The organism is Pseudomonas sp. P116 (assembly GCF_020149425.1).
In the GTDB taxonomy this organism is placed as follows: Bacteria; Pseudomonadota; Gammaproteobacteria; order Pseudomonadales; family Pseudomonadaceae; genus Aquipseudomonas; species Aquipseudomonas anatoliensis.
This window is the reverse complement of record NZ_JACVHB010000009.1, coordinates 47027-68814: the sequence shown is the minus strand read 5'-3', so window position 1 is coordinate 68814 and position 21788 is coordinate 47027. Positions and strand designations below refer to the sequence as shown.

19 protein-coding genes are annotated in these 21788 nt (G+C 58.7%); 11 read left to right on the top strand and 8 right to left on the bottom strand.

All coding sequences use genetic code 11. The features are described 5' to 3' along the window. Position 1: 1 nt before the first annotated feature. The 6 genes from cyoD to hmpA all read right to left on the bottom strand — a co-directional run bounded on the left by cyoD (position 2) and on the right by hmpA (position 6710). Positions 2 to 337, bottom strand: coding sequence for a cytochrome o ubiquinol oxidase subunit IV (cyoD, locus tag ICA15_RS25445; protein ID WP_150592687.1), 336 nt, complete (start codon positions 335 to 337; stop codon positions 2 to 4). Continuing rightward, positions 337 to 960 (bottom strand): cytochrome o ubiquinol oxidase subunit III, encoded by a 624-nt coding sequence (gene cyoC / locus ICA15_RS25440; protein WP_042560958.1) that lies wholly within the window; start codon positions 958 to 960, stop codon positions 337 to 339. Before cyoC ends, cyoD begins: the two co-directional genes overlap by 1 nt. Positions 961 to 963: 3 nt before the next feature. Beyond that, positions 964 to 2994: a cytochrome o ubiquinol oxidase subunit I gene (cyoB, locus tag ICA15_RS25435; RefSeq protein ID WP_150604332.1), complete on the bottom strand. Its 2031-nt coding sequence runs from the start codon at positions 2992 to 2994 to the stop codon at positions 964 to 966. A 3-nt stretch (positions 2995 to 2997) separates the two neighbouring features. Next, positions 2998 to 3939, bottom strand: a complete 942-nt coding sequence (gene cyoA, locus ICA15_RS25430) for a ubiquinol oxidase subunit II (protein WP_150604333.1) — start codon at positions 3937 to 3939, stop codon at positions 2998 to 3000. Positions 3940 to 4764: 825 nt separating this feature from the next. Continuing rightward, positions 4765 to 5274, bottom strand: a complete 510-nt coding sequence (locus ICA15_RS25425; RefSeq protein ID WP_150604334.1) for a disulfide bond formation protein B — start codon at positions 5272 to 5274, stop codon at positions 4765 to 4767. Positions 5275 to 5528: 254 nt separating this feature from the next. Further along, positions 5529 to 6710, bottom strand: a complete 1182-nt coding sequence (gene hmpA, locus ICA15_RS25420) for an NO-inducible flavohemoprotein (RefSeq protein WP_210554954.1) — start codon at positions 6708 to 6710, stop codon at positions 5529 to 5531. Positions 6711 to 6875: 165 nt separating this feature from the next. Between hmpA and norR the strand changes: the two genes are divergently transcribed. The 5 genes from norR (at position 6876) to ICA15_RS25395 (ending at position 11330) form a co-directional block, all read left to right on the top strand. After that, the gene (gene norR / locus ICA15_RS25415; RefSeq protein ID WP_210554953.1) at positions 6876 to 8432 is read left to right on the top strand and encodes a nitric oxide reductase transcriptional regulator NorR; all 1557 of its coding nucleotides are present in this window, start codon (positions 6876 to 6878) and stop codon (positions 8430 to 8432) included. A 193-nt stretch (positions 8433 to 8625) separates the two neighbouring features. Beyond that, positions 8626 to 9528: a chemotaxis protein CheV gene (locus tag ICA15_RS25410; RefSeq protein WP_042560964.1), complete on the top strand. Its 903-nt coding sequence runs from the start codon at positions 8626 to 8628 to the stop codon at positions 9526 to 9528. Between the two features lie 3 nt (positions 9529 to 9531). Next, complete coding sequence (locus ICA15_RS25405) at positions 9532 to 10014, top strand: GNAT family N-acetyltransferase (RefSeq protein WP_210554952.1); 483 nt, start codon at positions 9532 to 9534, stop codon at positions 10012 to 10014. 156 nt (positions 10015 to 10170) lie between these two features. Next, a complete protein-coding gene (locus tag ICA15_RS25400) occupies positions 10171 to 10497 on the top strand; it encodes a hypothetical protein (protein WP_210554951.1) in 327 nt (108 codons plus the stop codon). Positions 10498 to 10580: 83 nt separating this feature from the next. Then, positions 10581 to 11330, top strand: a complete 750-nt coding sequence (locus tag ICA15_RS25395) for a YkgJ family cysteine cluster protein (protein ID WP_150604340.1) — start codon at positions 10581 to 10583, stop codon at positions 11328 to 11330. Between the two features lie 206 nt (positions 11331 to 11536). Here the strand turns inward: ICA15_RS25395 and ICA15_RS25390 are convergent, their stop codons facing one another. Beyond that, positions 11537 to 11776, bottom strand: coding sequence for a hypothetical protein (locus ICA15_RS25390; RefSeq protein ID WP_047303058.1), 240 nt, complete (start codon positions 11774 to 11776; stop codon positions 11537 to 11539). A 111-nt stretch (positions 11777 to 11887) separates the two neighbouring features. After that, positions 11888 to 12193, bottom strand: a complete 306-nt coding sequence (locus ICA15_RS25385; RefSeq protein ID WP_210554950.1) for a type 1 fimbrial protein — start codon at positions 12191 to 12193, stop codon at positions 11888 to 11890. A gap of 1135 nt (positions 12194 to 13328) precedes the next feature. Between ICA15_RS25385 and ICA15_RS25380 the strand changes: the two genes are divergently transcribed. The 6 genes from ICA15_RS25380 (at position 13329) to ICA15_RS25355 (ending at position 21684) form a co-directional block, all read left to right on the top strand. Beyond that, positions 13329 to 14489 carry an efflux RND transporter periplasmic adaptor subunit gene (locus ICA15_RS25380; protein ID WP_210554949.1) on the top strand — a complete coding sequence of 387 codons (1161 nt, stop codon included), beginning with the start codon at positions 13329 to 13331 and terminating at the stop codon, positions 14487 to 14489. Continuing rightward, complete coding sequence (locus ICA15_RS25375) at positions 14486 to 17587, top strand: multidrug efflux RND transporter permease subunit (RefSeq protein WP_210554948.1); 3102 nt, start codon at positions 14486 to 14488, stop codon at positions 17585 to 17587. The genes ICA15_RS25380 and ICA15_RS25375 overlap by 4 nt, the downstream gene beginning before the upstream one ends. An 8-nt stretch (positions 17588 to 17595) precedes the next feature. Then, a complete protein-coding gene (locus ICA15_RS25370) occupies positions 17596 to 18273 on the top strand; it encodes a heavy metal response regulator transcription factor (protein WP_090180292.1) in 678 nt (225 codons plus the stop codon). Next, on the top strand, positions 18263 to 19627 hold the full coding sequence (locus ICA15_RS25365) for a heavy metal sensor histidine kinase (protein ID WP_210554947.1): 1365 nt from the start codon (positions 18263 to 18265) through the stop codon (positions 19625 to 19627). The genes ICA15_RS25370 and ICA15_RS25365 overlap by 11 nt, the downstream gene beginning before the upstream one ends. Positions 19628 to 19952: 325 nt before the next feature. Beyond that, on the top strand, positions 19953 to 20174 hold the full coding sequence (locus ICA15_RS25360) for a hypothetical protein (RefSeq protein WP_115148185.1): 222 nt from the start codon (positions 19953 to 19955) through the stop codon (positions 20172 to 20174). Positions 20175 to 20367: 193 nt separating this feature from the next. Further along, complete coding sequence (locus tag ICA15_RS25355; RefSeq protein WP_150604345.1) at positions 20368 to 21684, top strand: OprD family porin; 1317 nt, start codon at positions 20368 to 20370, stop codon at positions 21682 to 21684. Positions 21685 to 21788: the final 104 nt, after the last annotated feature.

Sequence of the window (21788 nt, the reverse complement as noted above, 5' to 3'; positions counted from 1 at the left end):
CTCACTTCGCCATCATGTACGTGTGGATGCTGAACATGATCCACAGCGACAGGCCAACCAGCAGCACGATCACGATGGCCGTGAAGACGAACGCAATCACGTTGTTACGCTGAGCAATGGAACGGTCCAGGTGCAGGAAGTAATACAGGTGAACAATCACCTGGATCACTGCGAACAGCAGGACGATTGCCAGAGTCGTCATCTTCGGCAAGGTCGGGTACATCACCAGGCCGAACGGGATGACGGTCAGGATCACCGACAGAATGAAGCCAATGGCGTACGACTTGGCGCTGCCGTGGCCAGCATCATGGCTGTCATGGGAGTGTGCGTTAGCCATTACAGAGTCCCCATCAGGTAAACAACGGTGAATACGCAGATCCACACCACGTCCAGGAAGTGCCAGAACAGGCTCAGGCAGCTCAGACGGGTCTTGTTGGTCGCCGTCAGGCCGTGCTTGTTGACCTGGTACATCATGATGCCCATCCAGATCAGACCTGCGGATACGTGCAGACCGTGGGTACCGACCAGGGTGAAGAACGCGGACAGGAAGCCCGAACGGCTAGGACCGAAGCCCTCGGAGATCAGCAGGTGGAACTCGTTGATCTCCATGGCGATAAAGCCAGCGCCGAGCAGGAAGGTCATGAACAACCAGCCCAGAACCTGCTGCTTCTTGCCTTTGTACAACGCCAGCATGGCGAAGCCGTAGGTGATCGAGCTGAACAACAGCAGAGCGGTTTCGCCCAGCACGTATGGCAGTTCGAAGATGTCGTGGCCCGACGGGCCACCGGCAACGTTGTTTACCAGTACCGCGTATACCGCGAAGATCGACGCAAACAAGATGCAGTCGGTCATCAGGTAGAGCCAGAAACCGTATACGGTCATCTCGCCCGAATCGTGGTGATGGTCATCGTGCCCATGTTCACCATGGGCGTGTCCAGCATTGGTCACTAAATTCGACATGGTTTAAGCCTGTTCCAACGAGGTTTCAACACGGGTGGCACCGGCCGGGATTTTCCCTGCCGCAACCAGACGCTTGTGCTGCTCGGCTTCGATGCGCTCGATCGTTTCAACCGGAACCATATAGCCCTGGTCGTCACGTGCAGCATGGATCACGAAGTAGACGACAGTGCCTACCAGGCTCGCGATTGCCAGCCACCAGATGTGCCAGATCATGGCAAAACCGAAGACGGTCAACAGCGCGCCCATCACAACGCCAGTGGCGGTGTTGTTCGGCATGTGGATCGGCTCGTACTTGGCCGGACGCTGGTACGCGGTACCGTCTTCCTTGGCTTCGGTGAACGGGTCGATGCAGTCAGCCTTAGGCAGCACAGCGAAGTTGTAGAACGGCGGTGGCGACGAGGTCGACCATTCCAGGGTGTGTGCATTCCACGGGTCGCCGTGTTCGCACATGTTCTCTGGCTTGTTGCGGTCACGCACACTGACGTACAGCTGAATCAGTTGGCAGGCGATACCGACAGCGATCATCACCGCACCGAACATGGCAACGTACAGGTACGGTACCCACTCAGGGTTGGTGGTGGCGTTCAGACGACGGGTCATGCCCATGAAGCCCAGTGCATAGAGCGGCATGAACGCGACGAAGAAGCCCGAGATCCAGAACCAGAACGCTGCTTTACCCCAGCCTTCGTGCAGCTTGAAGCCGAACGCTTTCGGGAAGTAGAACGCGAAACCTGCGATGTAACCGAATACCGCACCGCCGATGATCACGTTGTGGAAGTGAGCGATCACGAACAGGCTGTTGTGCAGAACGAAGTCAGCACCCGGGATGGCCAGCAGTACGCCGGTCATGCCGCCGATGGCGAAGGTCACCATGAAGCCCAGAGTCCACAGAACCTGGCTGGTGAAGCGCAGACGGCCCTGGTAGATGGTGAACAGCCAGTTGAATAGCTTCACACCCGTCGGGATGGAAATCAGCATCGTCGCCAGACCGAAGAAGGCGTTGACGCTGGCACCCGAACCCATGGTGAAGAAGTGGTGCAGCCAAACCATGAAGCCCAGTACCGAGATCGCGCCCGAGGCGTAGATCATCGAGTGGTGGCCGAACAGTTTCTTGCCGGTGAAGGCCGAGATGACTTCCGAGAAAATGCCGAATGCCGGCAGGATCAGGATGTATACCTCAGGGTGGCCCCACGCCCAGAACAGGTTGACGTACATCATTGGATTGCCACCAAGTTCATTGGTGAAAATGTGGAAATCCATGTATCGGTCAAGGGTCAGCAGTGCCAGGGTAGCGGTCAGGATCGGGAACGAAGCCACGATCAGAACGTTTGCCCAGGTGCAGGTCCAGGTGAAGATCGGCATGTCCATCAGTTTCATGCCAGGGGTACGCATTTTCAGCACGGTGGCGAGGAAGTTAACCCCCGTCAGCGTTGTACCTAACCCGGATAACTGTAGCGCCCAGATGTAGTAATCCATCCCCACGCCCGGACTGTATTGCAGGCCCGACAGCGGCGGATAAGCAACCCAACCGGTCTTGGCGAATTCGCCAACGCCCAGCGACAGGTTGATCAGCACAACGCCCGATACCAGCAGCCAGAAGCTCAGGGAGTTCAGGAACGGGAAGGCAACGTCACGCGCGCCGATCTGCAGCGGCACTGCAAGGTTCATCAGGCCGGTGAAGAATGGCATCGCCATGAAGATGATCATGATCACACCGTGAGCGGTGAAGATCTGGTCATAGTGTTCAGGTGGCAGGTAGCCAGGCGAACCCTCGGTGGCCATGGCCAACTGGGTACGCATCATGATGGCGTCGGCAAAACCGCGCAGCAGCATGACCATGGCGACGATGATGTACATCACGCCGATTTTCTTGTGGTCAACCGAGGTCAACCACTCGGTCCACAAGTAGGTCCACTTCTTGAAGTAGGTGATTGCAGCGAACAGCGCCACGCCACCGAGCGCGATCATGGCGATGGTAATCATCACGATCGGTTCGTGGAACGGGACCGCTTCCCAACTTAATTTACCAAACATCGTTTACTCCTCTGCCCCGGCAGCTGAATGCGAACCCGCGTCAATATCCGTGGCCGCCACTTCTTTCTCTTTCTTCTCGTGCTTCAGCGGCTTGCCCGGCTTCATACCTTCGTACTTGTCGACGATGATCTGGAACTGGTTCGGCGTGACCGACGAGTAGAGCTCGACTGGGTTGTTCTGGCTCGGTTTGGCAAGGGCTGCGTATTCAGCTTGATCAAGCTGTTTAGGTGACTTCTTGACTTCATTTACCCAGGCGTCGAAATCTTCCTGAGTCGTCGAGATGGCTTTGAACTTCATGCCGGTGAAACCCGCGCCGCTGTAGTTGGCGGAGATACCGTCCATTTCAGCGTTGCGGTCAGCGATCAGGTGCAGTTTGGTCTGCATGCCCGCCATCGCGTAGATCTGGCCGCCCAGGCCCGGGATGAAGAACGAGTTCATCACGGCGTCGGAGGTGATCTTGAAGTTGATTGGCGTGTGCGCCGGGAACACGATCTTGTTGACCGTGGCAATGCCTTGTTCCGGGTAGATGAACAGCCACTTCCAGTCCAGCGCAACCACTTCGATGGTGATCGGCTTGACGTCGGATTCGATTGGACGATACGGGTCCAGTTCGTGGGTCGAAATGTAGGTGATGTAACCCAGCGCGATGATGATCAGAACCGGAATGGTCCAGACGGCCACTTCGATCTTGGTCGAGTGCGACCATTTCGGCGTGTAGATGGCGTCTTTGTTGGAGGCGCGATACTTCCAGGCAAACAGGAAGGTCATGACGATAACCGGCACGACGACCAACAGCATCAGCAGGGTCGCGGTGATGATCAGGTTGCGCTGTTCCAGGCCGACCTGGCCCGTTGGATTGAGCAGGGTCATGTTGCAGCCTCCCAGCAACAACGTGCCGAGCAGCGGCACTAGGCCTAGTAATCTGGGGTACCTGTTTTTACTCATCTCACGACCTCTAAAGCAGCTTGCGCAATGCAGTTGGGTTTTGATCGCCAACACTTCACCCTGCCAAGGGTTGGCATTTTCTTTGGATTGAATAAGGGCCGCCCGTCGCGCGTCAGACGCTCGACAAAACCTGGGACAGCGGTAAGTTCTTATTCGAATTCGTGGTCAAAGGCCTTGTTACAGACCAATTCCATTTGGTGCGGAAAGTTGGAAGGCACCGACACCTGGGTGTCTTGAAAGCCTTACAGCCTGCTCGACACCCGACTTCCTGCCCGCCTCCTTAATGAAGGCTGAACAGCGCCGGGAATTCAGTGCGGGCGATTGTAGATAGGTAGCGCCCTATACACCATGTCTTATCCCGAAATAATTTTTATCCGTTCAAGCAACAATCCATCGCCATTTTTGCAAAAGTGCCGCATGTTATCGAAATAAATTCTCAACAAAAACGCCAAGATTTGTAGGTGTACCCGCCTCAGTTCAGACAGCTCTGAAGGCTTTTTCAGAGGACCGGATCGGCGCAAAGCCCGATACCCCAAGGCTTCTGGCCATTTGCCCGCGCTTGTTAAAACTGCCTGATCTGGCACATGCGTTCAAAAGCCCAAAAACACCGAAACTGACCAATCCTTTTTTGTAACAGTGCGCCAATCCGGGTAGGTGGATCGGCTTGCGCCACCGCCTGTGTGACAACATGTCGCACACCTGCCACACCCTTCCTTGCCGTTCGTCACGGTGTTTTCACAAACACTCTGAAATGCAAAACGCCCCGATCTGCTGAACCGCAAATCGGAGCGTTTTCTGTATCGGCAAGCGATCCGAAAAGTTGACTCAGCGCAGAGCTTTTCGATTACGCAAGGTCAGCAACGGCACCAGGATCACCACCAGCACGAACGCTACCAGCGCCCATTGCGCCAGCGACAGACCGAGGACTGGCGGGTAAGGGGTCGAACAGAAACCGTCGACCTGGAACCCCAGCGGGAAGATCTTCGCCAGCGGCAGATCATCAACAATCGGCTGCAATACATCGATGCCACAGCTAATCGCCGGATAGAACTGGGTGTACACGTGATGCCCGGCGACTGCCGCCCCGGCAATCGCACAGATCACCACCAGTACTTCGAATACGGTGATGCTGCGCCGAGTGCGCGTGGCCGCACCGATGAAGGCGAACAGCGCGATCAGCAGCAACGCATAACGCTGCAGGATGCACAGTGGGCACGGCGCCTCGCCGAGCACGATCTGCATGTACAGCGCGCCGCCGATCAACGCCAGGCAGATGATGCCCAGCAAAACCAGAAAGCGCCGCTCACGACCCAATCGAATTGTTTCCTCGCTCATCGCGTTTCCCTTATATGTCCATGGTTCAGCCGTCTGGCGACTGAAAGTTGTCGCAAGTCTACACCGGGGAAATAAACGATAAAGCGGTTAAGGAACCATTAATTCAAAGGGATTTTTGCAAATCAGAACCGTGTAATGGCTATCGCGAGCAGGCTCACTCCTACAATGGATATGCATCGACCACAAATTCTGTGAGCAATACAAAACCTGTAGGAGTGAGCCTGCTCGCGATCCAGACCACCCGGTCTTGGCAGTTACTCCAATGCAGCAGCCGGCCCGAAGAACTCATACCGGCTCTGTTTCTCAGGCACACCCAGCGCTTTCAGATGCCGCTTGATCGCGCTCATGAAACCTTTCGGCCCAAGGAAGTAGGCGTCGACATCACGCTGCTCCGGCAGCCATTGAGCGAGCAACTCCTGGCTCAGCATCCCGACCTTGTCCGCTGCCGGGCTCACGCCGTCGTCTTCGGCGTAGCAGTAGAAACGCTTGAGTTGCGGATGACGCGCAGCCAGGCCGTCGATCCAGTCGCGGAACGCATGCACACTGCCATTGCGCGCGCAGTGGATGAAGTGCACCGGGCGCTCGGTTTCCAGCGCCGCTTCGAGCATCGCCAACGTCGGAGTAATGCCGACGCCACCGCTGATCAGCACCAGTGGTTTGTCGCTGGCAGCCAGGGTGAACTCACCCGATGGCGGAAACAGTTGAATGCTCGCGCCGACATGCAACTGATCGTGCAAGTGATTGGATGCACGACCACCCGGTTCGCGTTTGACGCTGATACGGTACTGACCTTTATTCGCCAGCGCCGACAGCGAATAGTTGCGGCGGATCTCTTCGCCATCCAGCACCAGTTTCATGCCGATGTACTGACCCGGCTCGGCCGCCAGAATCGGGCCTTTGTCCGCAGGTTCAAAGTAGAAGGAAGTGATTTCCGCGCTCTCCTCGACCTTGGCCGCAACGATGAATTCGCGCGCCCCGCGCCAGCCACCAACGGCTTGCTCTTTCTGATCGTAGATGGCGGTTTCGGCGCCGATCAGGATGTCGGCCAGTTGCCCGTACGCCGCGCCCCAGGCACTCATCACTTCTGGCGTGGCGATCTCTTCGCCAAGCACTTCAGAGATGGCGCGCAACAGGCAGGCACCGACAATCGGGTAGTGCTCCGGCAGAATCTGCAGGGCGACGTGCTTGTTGATGATCTTCGCTACCAGATCGCCCAACTGGTCGAGCTGATCGATGTGGCGGGCGTACATCAACACGCCGTTGGCCAGCGCACGCGGCTGGTCGCCGCTGGACTGGTGCGCCTGGTTGAACAATGGGCGCACTTGCGGGTATTCGGAGAGCATCATGCGGTAGAAGTGCGTGATCAGCGCCTCACCGCCACTTTCCAGCAGAGGCACGGTGGATTTGACGATGGCACGATCCTGGACGCTAAGCATAAGGGTGACTCCTGAGCTTTCTTTGAAAAGTTAACGTGGCTTTATCAGGTTTCGTGCCAACTATTTTTATGTTTAAAATCAGACACTTAAAAATAACGTAGTCATATCGACTCAAGACACCTTATAGTCATCCCGACTACATCTTGTCTCTTTGACTACACGATCATGATCGCCAAATCCCTGCTGACCGCCCTGCTTCCGTTAGTCTCCGACCTCTCCCGCGAATTGCCGGAGGGTGAGCGTTATCGTCGACTGCTAGAAGCCATGCGCGCCCTGCTGCCCTGCGATGCCGCCGCGTTGTTGCGCCTCGACGGCGAATCACTGGTGCCACTGGCGGTGGATGGCTTGAGCACGGACACCCTCGGCCGCCGCTTCAAGGTCAGTGAGCATCCGCGCTTTGAAGTGTTGCTGGCAGGCGCCGGGCCGACCCGGTTTGCCGCCGACAGCGACTTGCCCGACCCTTACGACGGTTTGATCGACGGCCTCGACGATCACCTGGAAGTTCACGACTGCCTCGGCTGTCCGCTGTTTGTCGATGAAAAACTCTGGGGCCTGATCACCCTCGACGCGCTCGATCCGGAGCGCTTCGAGCCGATCGAACTGGACGTATTGCAAGCGTTCGCCAGCCTTGCCTCGGCCACGGTCAACGCCGCCGAACGCATCGAGCGCCTGGCGATCCGCGCCGAAGACGAGCACCAGCGCGCCGAGATTTACAGGCAGGCCAGCGGTCAGCAGAACCGCGAAATGATCGGCCAGAGCAAGACGCATAAGCGCCTTGTGGAAGAGATCAACCTGGTCGGCGGTAGCGACCTGACCGTGTTGATCACCGGCGAAACCGGGGTTGGCAAGGAGTTGGTGGCACAAGCTATCCACGCGGCCTCAGCCCGCGCCGACAAACCGATCATCAGCCTCAACTGCGCGGCATTGCCCGACACGTTGGTGGAAAGCGAGCTGTTCGGCCACGTGCGCGGCGCCTTCACCGGGGCAACCAGTGACCGCCGTGGCAAATTCGAACTGGCCAATGGCGGCACGCTGTTTCTCGATGAAGTGGGCGAATTGTCGCTGACCGTGCAGGCCAAACTGTTGCGCGTGCTGCAGAGCGGCCAGTTACAACGTTTAGGCTCGGACAAGGAGCATCAGGTCGACGTGCGCTTGATCGCCGCGACCAACCGCGACCTGGCCGAAGAAGTGCGCAGCGGTCGCTACCGTGCCGACTTTTACCATCGCCTGAGCGTCTACCCGCTGCGGGTGCCGGCCCTGCGTGATCGCGGGCGTGATGTGTTGTTGCTCAGCGGTTTCTTCCTCGAACAGAACCGTTCGCGCATGGGCCTCAATAGCCTGCGACTGAACAGCGATGCTCAGGATGCCCTGCTCGCCTACACTTGGCCGGGCAACGTGCGTGAGCTGGAGCACTTGATCGGGCGCAGTGCCTTGAAGGCCTTGGGCAACTGCAAGGTGCGGCCGAAAATTCTAAGCTTGAGTGCGGCGGATCTTGATTTGCCGCGTGAGGTTGTGGACAACTTGCCTGAGCCAGTGGCTGGGGTTACGGCCTCGGCGCCATTGATCAGCGGGGATTTGCGCAGTGCGACCGAGGCGTATCAGCGTCAGTTGATCAGTGCGGCACTGGAACGTAATCAGGATAATTGGGCGAGTGCGGCGCGGGAGTTGGGGGTGGATCGGGCGAATCTTGGGCGGATGGCCAAGCGCCTCGGCATGAAATAAAAGCACAGATCGCAGCCTGCGGCAGCTCCTACAGGGATAGGTGATCTCTGTAGGAGCTGCCGCAGGCTGCGATCTTTTGATCTTCACCTGCCCAAAGGCACTAAAGCCTGCCCCCGACAAGTCGATAACCCGGCATCAATAGTTTCTGGCGATTTCCACCCTCGCCCATCACCTTTTTCCACAGAAGGTTTTTATGTCTTCCAACAAAGCCCGCGCAGATTCACTTTCGCTTCTGCTGTTTACCTTGCGCAGCGGCAAGCTGATGGCGATCAACCTGCTGAAAGTCAGTGAAATCATCCCCTGCCCGCCGCTGACCAAGCTGCCAGAGTCGCATCCGCACGTCAAAGGCATCGCCACCCTGCGCGGTGCCGCGCTGTCGGTCATCGACCTCAGCCGCGCCATCGGCGAGCGACCGCTGGAAGACCCCAACGGTGGCTGCCTGATCGTCACTGATGTCAGTCGCTCCAAACAGGGCCTGCACGTTCAAGCGGTGAGCAAAATCGTCCACTGCCTGACTACCGATATCAAACCACCGCCGTTCGGTTCCGGCGGGCCACGCGCGTACATCACGGGTGTGACCTCGGTGGACGGCACGCTGGTGCAGGTGCTGGATATCGAAAAAGTCATCCACAGCATCGCCCCGGCGCAGATCGAAATGGCCCCGACCGACCTGACCATGGAAGACGCCGACGTCCTCGGCAACGCGCGCATTCTGGTGGTCGACGACAGTCAGGTGGCGCTGCAACAATCGGTGCACACCCTGCGCAATCTCGGCCTGCAATGCCATACCGCACGCAGCGCCAAGGAAGCCATCGACTGCCTGCTCGATTTGCAGGGCACCGCACAGCAGATCAACCTGATCGTCTCCGACATCGAAATGTCCGAGATGGACGGCTACGCCTTCACCCGCACACTGCGCGAGACCCCGGATTTCGCCCATCTCTACGTGCTGCTGCACACCTCGCTCGACAGCGCGATGAACAGCGAAAAGGCACGACTGGCCGGGGCCAACGCCGTGCTGACGAAGTTTTCCTCGCCGGAGCTGACCCAACGTCTGATCGAAGCGGCCAAACACGTCGCAGCCAACGGTTACTGAGTCTTGGACGAGATTTACTGCTTTTTGCTGCGGCGCGATCTGGGTGCAGACGTGCCGGATGTCGTCTGGCCGCTGGGTGTTGAAATCAGCACCTATCGCCCGAAACTGGCTGGCGCCGTGCATGACTTGATGCAACTCGGTCACCTCGAAGGCGGCGGCCGGGTGCCGGCGCTGGAGGTTTGGCAGCAACGGTTTGAATGCGACCCGGAATATGACCCGGCTCTGTGTTTCATTGCCATTGATGCCGAGGGTGTCGTTGGTGTGGCGCAGTGCTGGACCAGTTCATATATCAAGAGCCTGGTGGTGCATCCGCGCGCTCAGGGTCGAGGATTGGGCCGGGCATTGCTGCTCAATGCATTCAAGGTGTTTCAGCAACGGCGCGAAGGGTTTGTCGATTTGAAAGTGCTGGAAGACAACCTGCGGGCACAGCGATTGTATGAAAGTGCCGGGATGTACGTAGTCCGCCGGGAAATCGTACCGACCTGAAGAAAATCAAAAGATCGCAGCCTTCGGCAGCTCCTACAGGGAACCGCATATCCATGTAGGAGCTGCCGAAGGCTGCGATCTTTTAGCGGTGTCCCAGGCAACAAAACTCTTTAGGCAGACTCCAACCTTGGCCACCCAAGACCAAGGACACCCACCATGAAAGCCATCACCTTAAGCCTGCTCTGCCTCACCGCCCTCGCCTCCAACGCCCACGCGTCCAGCCCTGATGCCTGGGCTGCCTACGACAAAACCGTGCTCGCCAGTTGCACCAAAGCCAGCGGTTTGAAGAACGCCAAACCGGTCGGCAATGCCGCGCAATTCGACGATCGCGTCGGCTACACCGCTGTGTTGTTGCAAGGCCAATACCCGCAAAAACACATGAAAGGCCAACAAGGCACCGAGCTGTGCCTGTACAACAAAAAATCGAAAACCGCGTTCGTCACCGAGTGGGACTCGATCCGCCAGACCGCCAAAACCCAATGAATGGCGCATAACTTGCTTCGATCGGTAATCCCATGGCGGCTTTATGTCGCCGATTCACACCCTGATTGAAGATTGATCGTTCAATGAATACGACGTTTTCCTGCGTAGGCTGCGGCAAGTGCTGCACCGACCACCATGTCCCCCTGACCCTCGCCGAAGCCCGCATGTGGGCGGCGGACGGTGGTCAGGTGATCGTGCTGGTAGAGGCTTTTCTCGGCAACGGCCTGGGCTTGCCGGCGCAGCAGCGTGAACATGCCGAACGGCGTTCGGTAGCGGTGCGCAGCGGTGAATCGGCTGCGCACGTGGCCATCACTTTTGCCGCTTACAACGTCGGACCTTGTCGGAATCTTGACGATGACAAGCTGTGCCGCATCTACGAGCGTCGACCGTTGGTGTGCAGGATTTATCCGGCGGAGATCAATCCCCACATCCCACTCAACCCTGCCGCCAAGGATTGCCCGCCAGAGTCCTGGGAACAGGGGCCGCTGTTGATCGTTGGGGGCGAGTTGGTTGATCAGGAACTGGTCGAGCTGATTCAGCGTTCGCGTCAGGCTGATCGTGATGACATTAGGTCAAAGGATGCGATCTGCGCTGCGCTGGGTATCCGCACCACGGCGCTCAAGGGCGACGGGTTTACCGCGTATCTGCCGAATATGGACGCTTTTGCGAAGGTAATTGATCAGGTCAATGCGCAGCCACTGGATGAAGTGGCCAGTGAATGGCTGTTTCATTTGTCCGGGGATGATGTGGCCGGGCAAGTGCGGGCGGCGGGCGCGCAGGTGGTGACGGAGCCGGCGCTGACGTATGCGTTTATATCGCTGCGGGCGGCTTGATCAAATACTCGAGTGGCTGTTCGGGCCTCATCGCTGGCAAGCCAGCTCCCACAAGGTCTTGTGTCGTACATCAAAATAAGTGAACAACCGGAAAACCTGTGGGAGCTGGCTTGCCAGCGATGGGGCCAGTGAAGGCGATCTCAATCCCAAATCTGTCGCCGCCCTCAAAAACCCGCGCAACCCAACGCAATTCCCCGAAGGAAAACTCAGCGCTTGCCCATCGAACGACGGGTGCCCGGCGGTGCCATGCCTGGGCTCTTGGTATGGCCGTTCTTGGCGCCGTTCTTGTACCAAGGCTGGTTAGAGCCTTTGGCACCCGCCAGTTCGCCCGGTTTGAACGGGAACTTGAATGCCGGGATCTCGGCTTTGGAATCGCTGGCGTCGGCCATATCGGCCGGGACATCGCTCACGGCGTCGTCAACCGGCGGTTGGATCGGGGAAGTCATGAAAGCTCCGCAAAACAAAAAGTCGCGCCCGGTAAGTGGGCCGCGAAGGCGCGCAGTATACCTGCGCGCCGTGGCTCGGCACCTGAAGATTTGCACCGCACGCCGAACGGTTTACAGGTAAGTGATGGTCACGATGCCTGCGTCCGTCGAGGTTTTCAGCGGCTCATAGGTCATGGAAAACGGCAACGCCCCACGGCTGCAAGCGTTGCGGTAAGTGTCGACATCAACCTTAACGCCTGGCGCGGGTTCGATCTGCCGGGATTCGCTGGTCGCCAACGCCCCCACTCGCCCGACTTCACACCCGGAATCGACGATTTGCCCGGTGAAGCGGATCTCGCCGGAAAGGATCTGAGGCGCGGCGCAGACCGTTAGCGGAAGTAAAACAAGCACACTGGAAATGACAGTTTTGAGCTTCATTGCAGGACACTCCCGAAGAGACCCGCAGCGATAATGGCTGGGGTATACAACGTGTATCCGCTGGCGGGAGCGGATCTTTAGAAGCGTAGATGGCGCGAGTAGGCTCGCTCCTGCAATGGGTTCGCATGCAGTCTGCGAGACATTGGTCGGCTGGCAGGCCGCCATCGCTGGCAAGCCAGCTCCCACAGTTTCAACCGAGTACACCTGCCAGAAATTGGGCGACTGTCAGGCCGCCATCGCGAGCAGGCTCACTCCTACAATGGGTTCGCATGCAGTCTGCGAGACATTGGTCGGCTGTCAGGCCGCCATCGCTGGCAAGCCAGCTCCCACAGTTTCAACCGAGTACACCTGCCAGAAATTGGGCAGTTGTCAGGCCGCCATCGCGAGCAGGCTCGCTCCTGCAATGGGTTCGCATGCAGTCTGCGAGACATTGGTCGGCTGGCAGGCCGCCATCGCTGGTAAGCCAGCTCCCACAGTTTCAACCGAGTACACCTGCCAGAAATTGGGCAGTTGTCAGGCCGCCATCGCGAGCAGCCTCGCTCCTACAATGGGTTCGCATGCAGTCTGCAAAACATTGGTCGGCTGTCAGGCCGCCATCGCTGGCAAGCTAGCTCTCACAAAAAGCAAAAGCCAGATCAAAAGATCGCAGCCTGCGGCAGCTCCTACAGAGGAGACAAGTACACCCCGCATGCGGCGAATGCCGCCCCACTCAACAATGAGCGTTAGCTCGAGTAAAGCTCTTGATTTTGATCTCAGAGCCCGTCGGCAGGCTTCGTTCCGGGATTGATCCGGGGGTGGGAGCGCAGCGACCGTTTGGCGAAGCCAAACACATCGAGAGGAGGTGCAGCGAAGCAAACCGGAGACGATGCGCCCGGATCAATCCCGGAACGAAGGGACCCCGAGCCTCAGCGAGGGGCCGAACGCCAGGGCACAGACCTTTTGGTTACTTTTGGGGCGTTTGCCAAAAGTGACCCGCCGTAAGGGCGGAACCCCAAGTGGCCGTTACCACAGCAACGGATATACACCCGAATCCGAAACTGACAGCCAGGACAGCTAGCCGTCACCCTCCTGACCCCCAAACACGTTTATAAATATCCAATCTGCCCAAACTCCACACCCTCGGCGCCCAAAAAGCATGCAAATCCAAAAGCACAAAGCCCTGCTAGCCACCCTGCTCATCGCCCTGGCAGCCATGGGCCTATGGTTTGCAATCAAACCCGCCCCGACCAAACTCGCCACCCCTACCGCCATCCCGGTGCGAGTGATCGCCGTCAGCGAAAAAGACGTCCCCCGCTATACCAGCGGCATCGGCTCGGTGCTGTCCCTGCACAGCGTGGTCATACGCCCCCAGATCGACGGCACCCTGACCAAAATCCTCGTCAAGGAAGGTCAGTTAGTAAAAGCAGGCGACCTGCTCGCCACCATCGACGACCGCTCGATCCGCGCCAGCCTCGACCAGGCCCGTGCCCAACTCGGCGAAAGCCAGGCCCAACTGCAAGTCGCCCAGGTCAATCTCAAACGCTACAAACTGCTCAGCGTTGACGACGGGGTTTCCAAGCAGACCTACGACCAGCAACAAGCCTTGGTCAACCAACTGAAGGCCAGCGCCCAAGGCAATCAAGCGTCGATTGATGCAGCGCAGGTACAACTTTCCTACACACAGATTCGCTCCCCGGTCACTGGCCGCGTCGGTATTCGCACAGTCGATGAGGGCAACTTCCTGCGCATGACCGACACCCAGGGCCTGTTCACTGTTACCCAGATCGACCCGATTGCCGTCGAATTCTCTCTGCCACAACAAATGCTGCCGACCCTGCAAGGCCTGATCAGCGATCCGCAACATGCGCAGGTCAAGGCTTACATCGGTGCCGAAACCGACGGCGAAACCGGCAACCTGCTTGGCGAAGGTCACCTGACCCTCATCGACAACCAGATCAACGCCAACACCGGCACCATCCGCGCCAAAGCCGAATTCGCCAACGCCAGCCAGAAGCTCTGGCCGGGCCTGCTGGTGACGGTAAAAATTCAGACGGCCCTCGACAAAGATGCGCTGGTCGTCCCGCCAACCGTCGTACAACGCGGCCTCGACCAGCACTTTGTTTACCGAGTGAACGGCGACAAGGTTGAAGCCGTGCAAGTGCAGATGGTTTATCAGGGCAGCGGTCAGGACATCATCAAAGGCGTGAAGGCCGGTGACGTGCTGGTGACCGATGGCCAGTCGCGGCTCAAACCGGGTTCGACCGTGCAAGTCCTGAGCGAGCCGCCGCAGGTGGTGCAGGCGGAGCCGAAACCATGAAGGCGCACAAAGGGGTTTCGACGTGGTGCATCGATCACCCGGTGGCGACCATTCTGCTGACCATCGCGCTGGTGCTGGTCGGCATCATTGCCTTCCCGCGTTTGCCGATTGCCCCACTGCCGGAAGCGGAATTTCCTACGATTCAGGTGTCCGCGAAATTGCCCGGCGCCAATCCCGACACCATGGCCTCGTCCGTGGCCACGCCGCTGGAGGTGCAATTCAGCGCCATCCCCGGCATGACCCAGATGACCTCCAGCAGTGCCTTGGGCTCGACCCTGCTGACCCTGCAATTCACCCTCGACAAAAGCATCGACACCGCCGCCCAGGAAGTACAAGCGGCGATCAACACCGCCGCCGGCAAACTGCCCAAAGACATGCCGACGCTGCCGACCTGGAGGAAGGTCAACCCGGCCGACAGTCCTGTGCTGATCCTGAGTGTCAGCTCGACGCAGATGCCCGGTACCGAACTCAGCGATCTGGTGGAAACCCTGCTGGCCCGTCAGATAAGCCAGATCGACGGTGTAGGCCAAATCAACATTACCGGTCAGCAACGTCCGGCGATTCGCGTTCAGGCTTCGGCGGATAAACTCGCGGCCATCGGTCTGACCCTCGCCGACATTCGTCTGGCGATTCAGCAAACCAGCCTCAACCTGGCCAAAGGTGCGCTGTACGGCGAATCAAGTATTTCCACGCTGTCGACCAACGACCAGTTATTCCATCCCGAGGACTACAGCCAACTCATCGTTTCCTACAAGGATGGCGCCCCGGTTCACCTAAGAGATGTCGCCAAAGTCGTCAACGGTTCGGAAGATGATTATGTGCAAGCGTGGGCGGGTGATCGACCGGGGGTAAACCTGGTGATCTCGCGCCAGCCGGGTGCCAACATCGTCGAGACCGTGGACCGAATTCAAGCCGCCCTGCCGGGCCTCGAAGCCATGCTTCCGGCCTCTGTGCAGGTCGACGTACTGATCGACCGCACCCAGACCATCCGCGCCTCGCTGCATGAAGTCGAGATCACCTTGTTGATCGCGATCCTGCTGGTGGTGGCGGTGATGGCGTTGTTCCTGCGTCAGTTGTCGGCGACGCTGATTGTCTCGGCGGTACTGGGTGTGTCGCTGATCGCCAGTTTCGCGCTGATGTACATCCTCGGGTTCAGCCTGAACAACCTGACGCTGGTGGCGATCGTGGTGGCCGTGGGATTTGTGGTCGACGATGCGATTGTGGTGGTGGAGAACATTCACCGGCACCTGGAGGCCGGCGAAAATATGCGCGAGGCCGCGATCAAAGGCGCAGGCGAGATCGGCTTCACCGTGGTTTCGATCAGTTTCTCGCTGGTGGCGGCGTTTATTCCGCTGTTGTTCATGGGCGGCGTGGTCGGGCGACTGTTCAAAGAGTTTGCCTTGACCGCGACCTCGACCATCATGATTTCCGTGGTGGTTTCGCTGACGTTGGCGCCGACCCTCGCGGCGCTGTTCATGCGCAAACCGGTGCATCACGCCCACGCCAAACCGGGCTTCAGCGAACGCTTGCTCGGCGGGTACGAGAAAGGCCTGCGCCGCGCCCTCGCCCACCAGAAATTGATGATCGGCGTGTTCGGTTTGTCCCTCGCGTTGGCCATCGCCGGCTATATCTTTATCCCCAAGGGTTTCTTCCCGGTGCAGGACACTGGCTTCGTGCTCGGTACGACTGAAGCCGCTGCGGACATTTCCTACGGCGATATGGTGAAAAAACACTTGGCCATGGCCGAAATCGTCGGCGCCGATCCGGCCGTTCAAGCGTTTTCCCACTCGGTGGGTGTTTCCGGCAGTAACCAGACCATCGCCAACGGACGCTTCTGGATCGCCCTGAAAAAACGCGGCGACCGCGACGTCAGCGCCAGCCAGTTCATCGACCGGATTCGTCCGCAACTGATGAAAGTCCCCGGCATCGTGCTCTACCTGCGTGCCGGCCAGGACATCAACCTCAGCTCCGGCCCAAGTCGCGCGCAGTACCAATACGTACTCAAGAGCAACGACGGCGCGACCCTCGCCACCTGGACCCAGCGCCTGACCGAAAAACTACGCAGCAACCCGGCGTTTCGCGACATTTCCAACGACCTGCAACTGGGCGGCAGCATCACCCACATCAGCATCGACCGCAGTGCGGCGGCGCGTTTTGGCCTGACTGCCAGCGACGTCGACGAGGCACTCTACGATGCGTTCGGCCAGCGGCAGATCAATGAATTCCAGACTCAGGTCAACCAGTACAACGTGATTCTGGAGCTGGACACCAAACAGCGCGGCAAGGCCGAAAGTCTCAACTATTTCTACCTGCGCTCGCCGCTGAGCGGGGAAATGGTGCCGTTGTCGGCGCTGGCCAGATTCGACGCGCCAACCATTGGCCCCCTGTCGATTGCCCATGACGGTATGTTCCCGGCCGCCAACATGTCGTTCAACCTGGCGCCCGGCGTGGCGTTGGGCGATGCGGTGATTCTGCTCAATCAGGCCAAGGCCGAGATCGGCATGCCGACCGCGATCAGCGGCAACTTCCAGGGTGCGGCGCAGGCGTTCCAGAGTTCGCTGGCCAGTCAGCCATGGCTGATTCTTGCGGCGCTGGTGGCGGTGTACATCATTCTCGGCGTGCTTTATGAAAGCTTCGTGCATCCACTGACGATCATTTCGACCTTGCCGGCGGCGGGTTTGGGCGCGGTGATCATGTTGTGGATCTGCGGCCAGGATTTTTCGATCATGGCGCTGATCGGGCTGGTCTTGCTGATCGGCATTGTGAAGAAGAACGGCATCCTGATGATCGACTTCGCCCTCGAAGCCCAACGCCAGCGCGGCATGTCAGCAGAGGATGCGATTTTCGAAGCGTGCATCACGCGGTTCCGGCCGATCATCATGACCACCCTCGCCGCGCTGCTCGGTGCCTTGCCGCTGATGCTCGGCTACGGCACCGGCGCCGAACTGCGCCAGCCGCTGGGTATCGCGGTAGTGGGCGGCTTGCTGGTCAGCCAGATGCTGACGCTGTTTACCACGCCAGTCATATACTTGTGGCTTGAGCGACTTTTCCATAGACCCAAACCTGCGCCCGTACCGGCGTTGGCGACCACAGACTGAGGCGGGTCATGCGCGTTCTGATTATCGAAGACGAGGAAAAAACCGCGGACTATCTGCACCGCGGTCTGACGGAACAGGGTTACACCGTGGACCTGGCCCGCGACGGCATCGAAGGCTTGCACCTGGCGCTGGAAAGCGACTACGCGGTGATCGTCCTCGATGTCATGTTGCCGGGCCTCGACGGCTTCGGCGTGCTGCGCGCATTGCGTGCGCGCAAGCAAACCCCGGTGATCATGCTCACCGCCCGTGAACGCGTCGAAGACCGAATCAAAGGCTTGCGCGACGGTGCTGATGATTACCTCGGCAAACCATTTTCCTTCCTCGAACTGGTCGCGCGTCTGCAAGCACTGACCCGGCGCAGTGGCGGGCATGAGCCGGTACAGGTGAGCATCGCCGACCTGTGGATAGATCTGATCAGCCGCAAGGCGACTCGCGCCGGCACGCGGCTGGACCTGACCGCCAAGGAGTTCTCGTTGCTCAGCGTCCTCGCCCGCCGCCAGGGTGAAATCCTCTCGAAAACCGCCATCGCCGAAATGGTCTGGGACATCAATTTCGACAGCGATGCCAACGTCGTCGAGGTGGCGATCAAACGCCTGCGCGCCAAGCTCGACGGGCCGTTCGACGAGAAACTGCTGCACACCATTCGTGGCATGGGTTATGTGCTGGAGAGTCGTGGTGTCCAGTAATTCCATTGCCCTGCGCCTGAGCGGAATGTTCACCTTGGTGGCGCTGCTGGTGTTTCTGTTGATCGGCGGTGCGCTGTATCAGCAGGTCGATAAAGGTTTGGGCTTGTTACCGGAAGCCGAACTGGAAGCGCGCTACAGCGTGCTCGAATCGGCACTCAATCGCTTCGGCACCCCGGAGCATTGGGTGAAGATCAACGCCAAGTTGAAACTGCTCGGCGAAGAGGACAAGCGCATTCTTTTCTGGGTGGTGAGTGGTGATCCGGGTTACGAATACGGTGCGCCGGATTCACGGATACGCGCCTTCGCCCAAGGGCCGCTGGGGATGCATGACTTGCAGCTGCCGGAGCGTGCTTATCCACTGAAAGTGCTGTTGACTGAACTGCCGGCCAAGGATCAGCGCCCGCCGCTGCGCTTCATGATCGGTATCGACACCGAGACGTTTCACGAGACCCAGCACAACCTGCTGATCGCCTTGATCAGCCTGGCGATTGTCGGCGTGCTGCTGGCCTCGGCGCTGGGGTATTGGGTGGCACGGATCGGCCTCAAACCGCTGATCAAACTGTCCCACGAAGCGCAGCGTCTGGCCCCGCCGTTACGGGCCGGTCGCTTGCGGCTGTCACCGTTGCCGCCGGAGCTGGAGCAGTTTGTCGACTCGTTCAACTCGACGCTGGAACGGGTCGAAATGGCCTATTCGCGACTGGAGTCGTTCAACGCCGACGTGGCGCACGAACTGCGTTCGCCGCTGACCAATCTCATCGGCCAGACCCAGGTGGCACTGACGCGCGGACGTTCGGCGGAACACTACTTCGAAGTGCTGCAATCCAACCTCGAAGAGCTGGAGCGGCTGCGTTCGATCATCAACGACATGCTGTTTCTGGCCAGTGCCGATCAGGGCAACAAGGCGACCAAACTGACGTCGACGTCGCTGGCCGATGAAGTGGCGACGACGCTGGAGTATCTGGATTTCATCCTGGAAGACGCGCAGGTTCAGGTGCAGGTCAGTGGCGATGCGCAGGTGCAGATCGAGGTCGCGCATTTGCGTCGGGCATTGATCAATTTGCTGAGCAATGCGGTGCAACACACCGGGCCGGGCCAGGTGATCGAGGTGCGGATCGAGGTTGAAGAACAGCTAGTCAGCATCGGCGTGGCCAACCCCGGGTTGCCGATTGCCAGCGAGCATTTGCCGCGGTTGTTCGAGCGCTTTTATCGGGTGGATGCTTCGCGCAGCAACAGTGGCAATAACCATGGGTTGGGGCTGGCGATCGTGAAAGCGATTGCGCTGATGCATGGCGGGGATGTTTTTGTGCGCAGTGATCGGGGGATGAATACCTTTGGGATTCACCTCCCTGTCTGACGCTTAGCCCCCAGTGCAGGCAAATCCCTGCGGCAGTGGTTTGGAGTGAGGAAGCTTTTGTGGTGAGGGGATTTATCCCCGATGGGCTGCGAAGCGGCCCCAAAGCCAGCGATCGCGGTATTCCTGACACAACCTGCACAAAGAATTCAGGGCTGCTTCGCAGCCCATCGGGGATAAATCCCCTCGCCACAAGTTCGCGCCCAGTCTGAAAGATTTTTGCCTCTGCTGTAACAGTCATTTATGAAAATCACGCTGTTTCCAAACCCCCGGCAACCTTATCTTTGCCCGCACCAAACAGCACTTGCCAAGCAAGAAGGTTTTCAAGATGTCCAACAGTATGGGTATTGCCAGCGCTTTCGTTTTGTCCTCATTGATCCTGTCGCCGATGGCGATGGCTGAAGAGTCCCAGGCCTTCGTTGCGCACAACAGCGCTCGGGCCCAGGCGTACGACCAGCATCAGACAGAAATGATGGCCAAGGCCAAAGACGCGACGCAGACACCTCAGGCTGCAGCAGCCCAGACTCAGGCCTCCGAGAAAGACAGCTGAGTCGCACACCGCTCCGTTTCCCTCGACGCGGTTGTTTGGCTCTTCCCGTTCAACCGTCGTCATTCCAGGCCGCTGCCTTTCAGCGGCCTTTTTTCGTTGTGGTCTGAAAGCTGTTTGGTGCGTCTTTTACAACAAGAAACATTTCGCGCCTCGGAATATTGAGGTGCCGTTGACCCAAGGAGCTCTACCGCACGTGCGTTACCCAGTCCGTTTCACTCCACTGTTCATTGCAATTGCCGCAACGATTGCCCCCGCCGTTCACGCTGATGAGCCCGCGCCAGAAGGGTTTATCGAAGGCTCAAGCCTCAACCTCAACGCCCGCAACTACTACATGAATCGCAACCGTCTGCAGAAAGCGGACGACAACATCGAGTGGGGCCAGGGCTTTCTCGGGGTATTTCAGTCGGGTTACACCCAAGGCACAGTCGGTTTCGGCATTGATGCCCACGCCATGCTCGGGCTGAAACTCGACGGCGGTGGCGGTACGGACGGCTCCAGCATCCTGCCGATCAGCGATGGCAACGGCAAGGCACCGGGGTCGTTTTCAACAGCCGGCGGCACTTTGAAAATGCGTGCGTTCGACACCGAATTGAAGGCTGGTGATCTGTTTCTCACCAACCCGGTGATTGCCGGCGGAGACACGCGCATGCTGCCGCAGACGTTCCGTGGCGTCAGCCTGACCAACCATAGCTTCGACGGCTGGTTGATCGAAGGTGGCCAGGCCAGTTTCACCAAACCTTACAATCAGAGCGGCCACACGCGCATCGGCACCTCGTACGGCACCCTGGCAGATGGCGACGATAGTCATCACCTGAACTGGGCCGGCGCGTCCTGGAGCGGTGTCGAAGGCTTGACCAGCAGCCTCTACGCGTCCGAGCTCAAGGACATCTGGAACCAGTATTACTACGACCTGGATTACACCTGGCAGTTGAACGACCTGGTCAGCCTTAACCCGGGCCTGCACTTCTATCACACCCAAGACACCGGCGATGCGCTGCTCGGCGACATCGACAACAACACCTACAGCCTGCATTTCACCGTCGGCATCGGCAGCCATAGCGTCACGGCCGCTTACCAGCGGGTCAACGGCAACACGCCGTTCGACTACATCAGCCAGGGCGACAGCGTTTACCTCGACAACTCCCAGCAGTACTCGGACTTCAACGGCCCGAACGAGCGTTCGTGGAAACTCAAGTACGCCTACGACTTTGCCGGTGTCGGCGTGCCGGGACTGACCTCGGCAGTGTCCTACTCGCGGGGGACGGTTGATTTGACCAAGGCTGACCCGAGCAGCGTGGGGTATTCCAATTGGTACAGCGCCGACGGTAGCAACGCCAAGCACTGGGAACGCGATCTCGACTTGAAGTACGTCGTACAAAGCGGTCAGGCGAAAGACCTGGCGGTGCGCCTGCAATGGGCGACACATCGCGTTGGCAACGGTTATGGCGTGATTGATTCGGACACAGATGAATATCGCGTGATCGTCGACTACCCGTTCAACGTCTTCTAAGATCAGTCAGTTAACACTGGACATGTAGGAGCTGCCGAAGGCTGCGATCTGTTGATCTTTCTCTTGAAAATCAAAAGATCGCAGCCTTCGGCAGCTCCTACAGT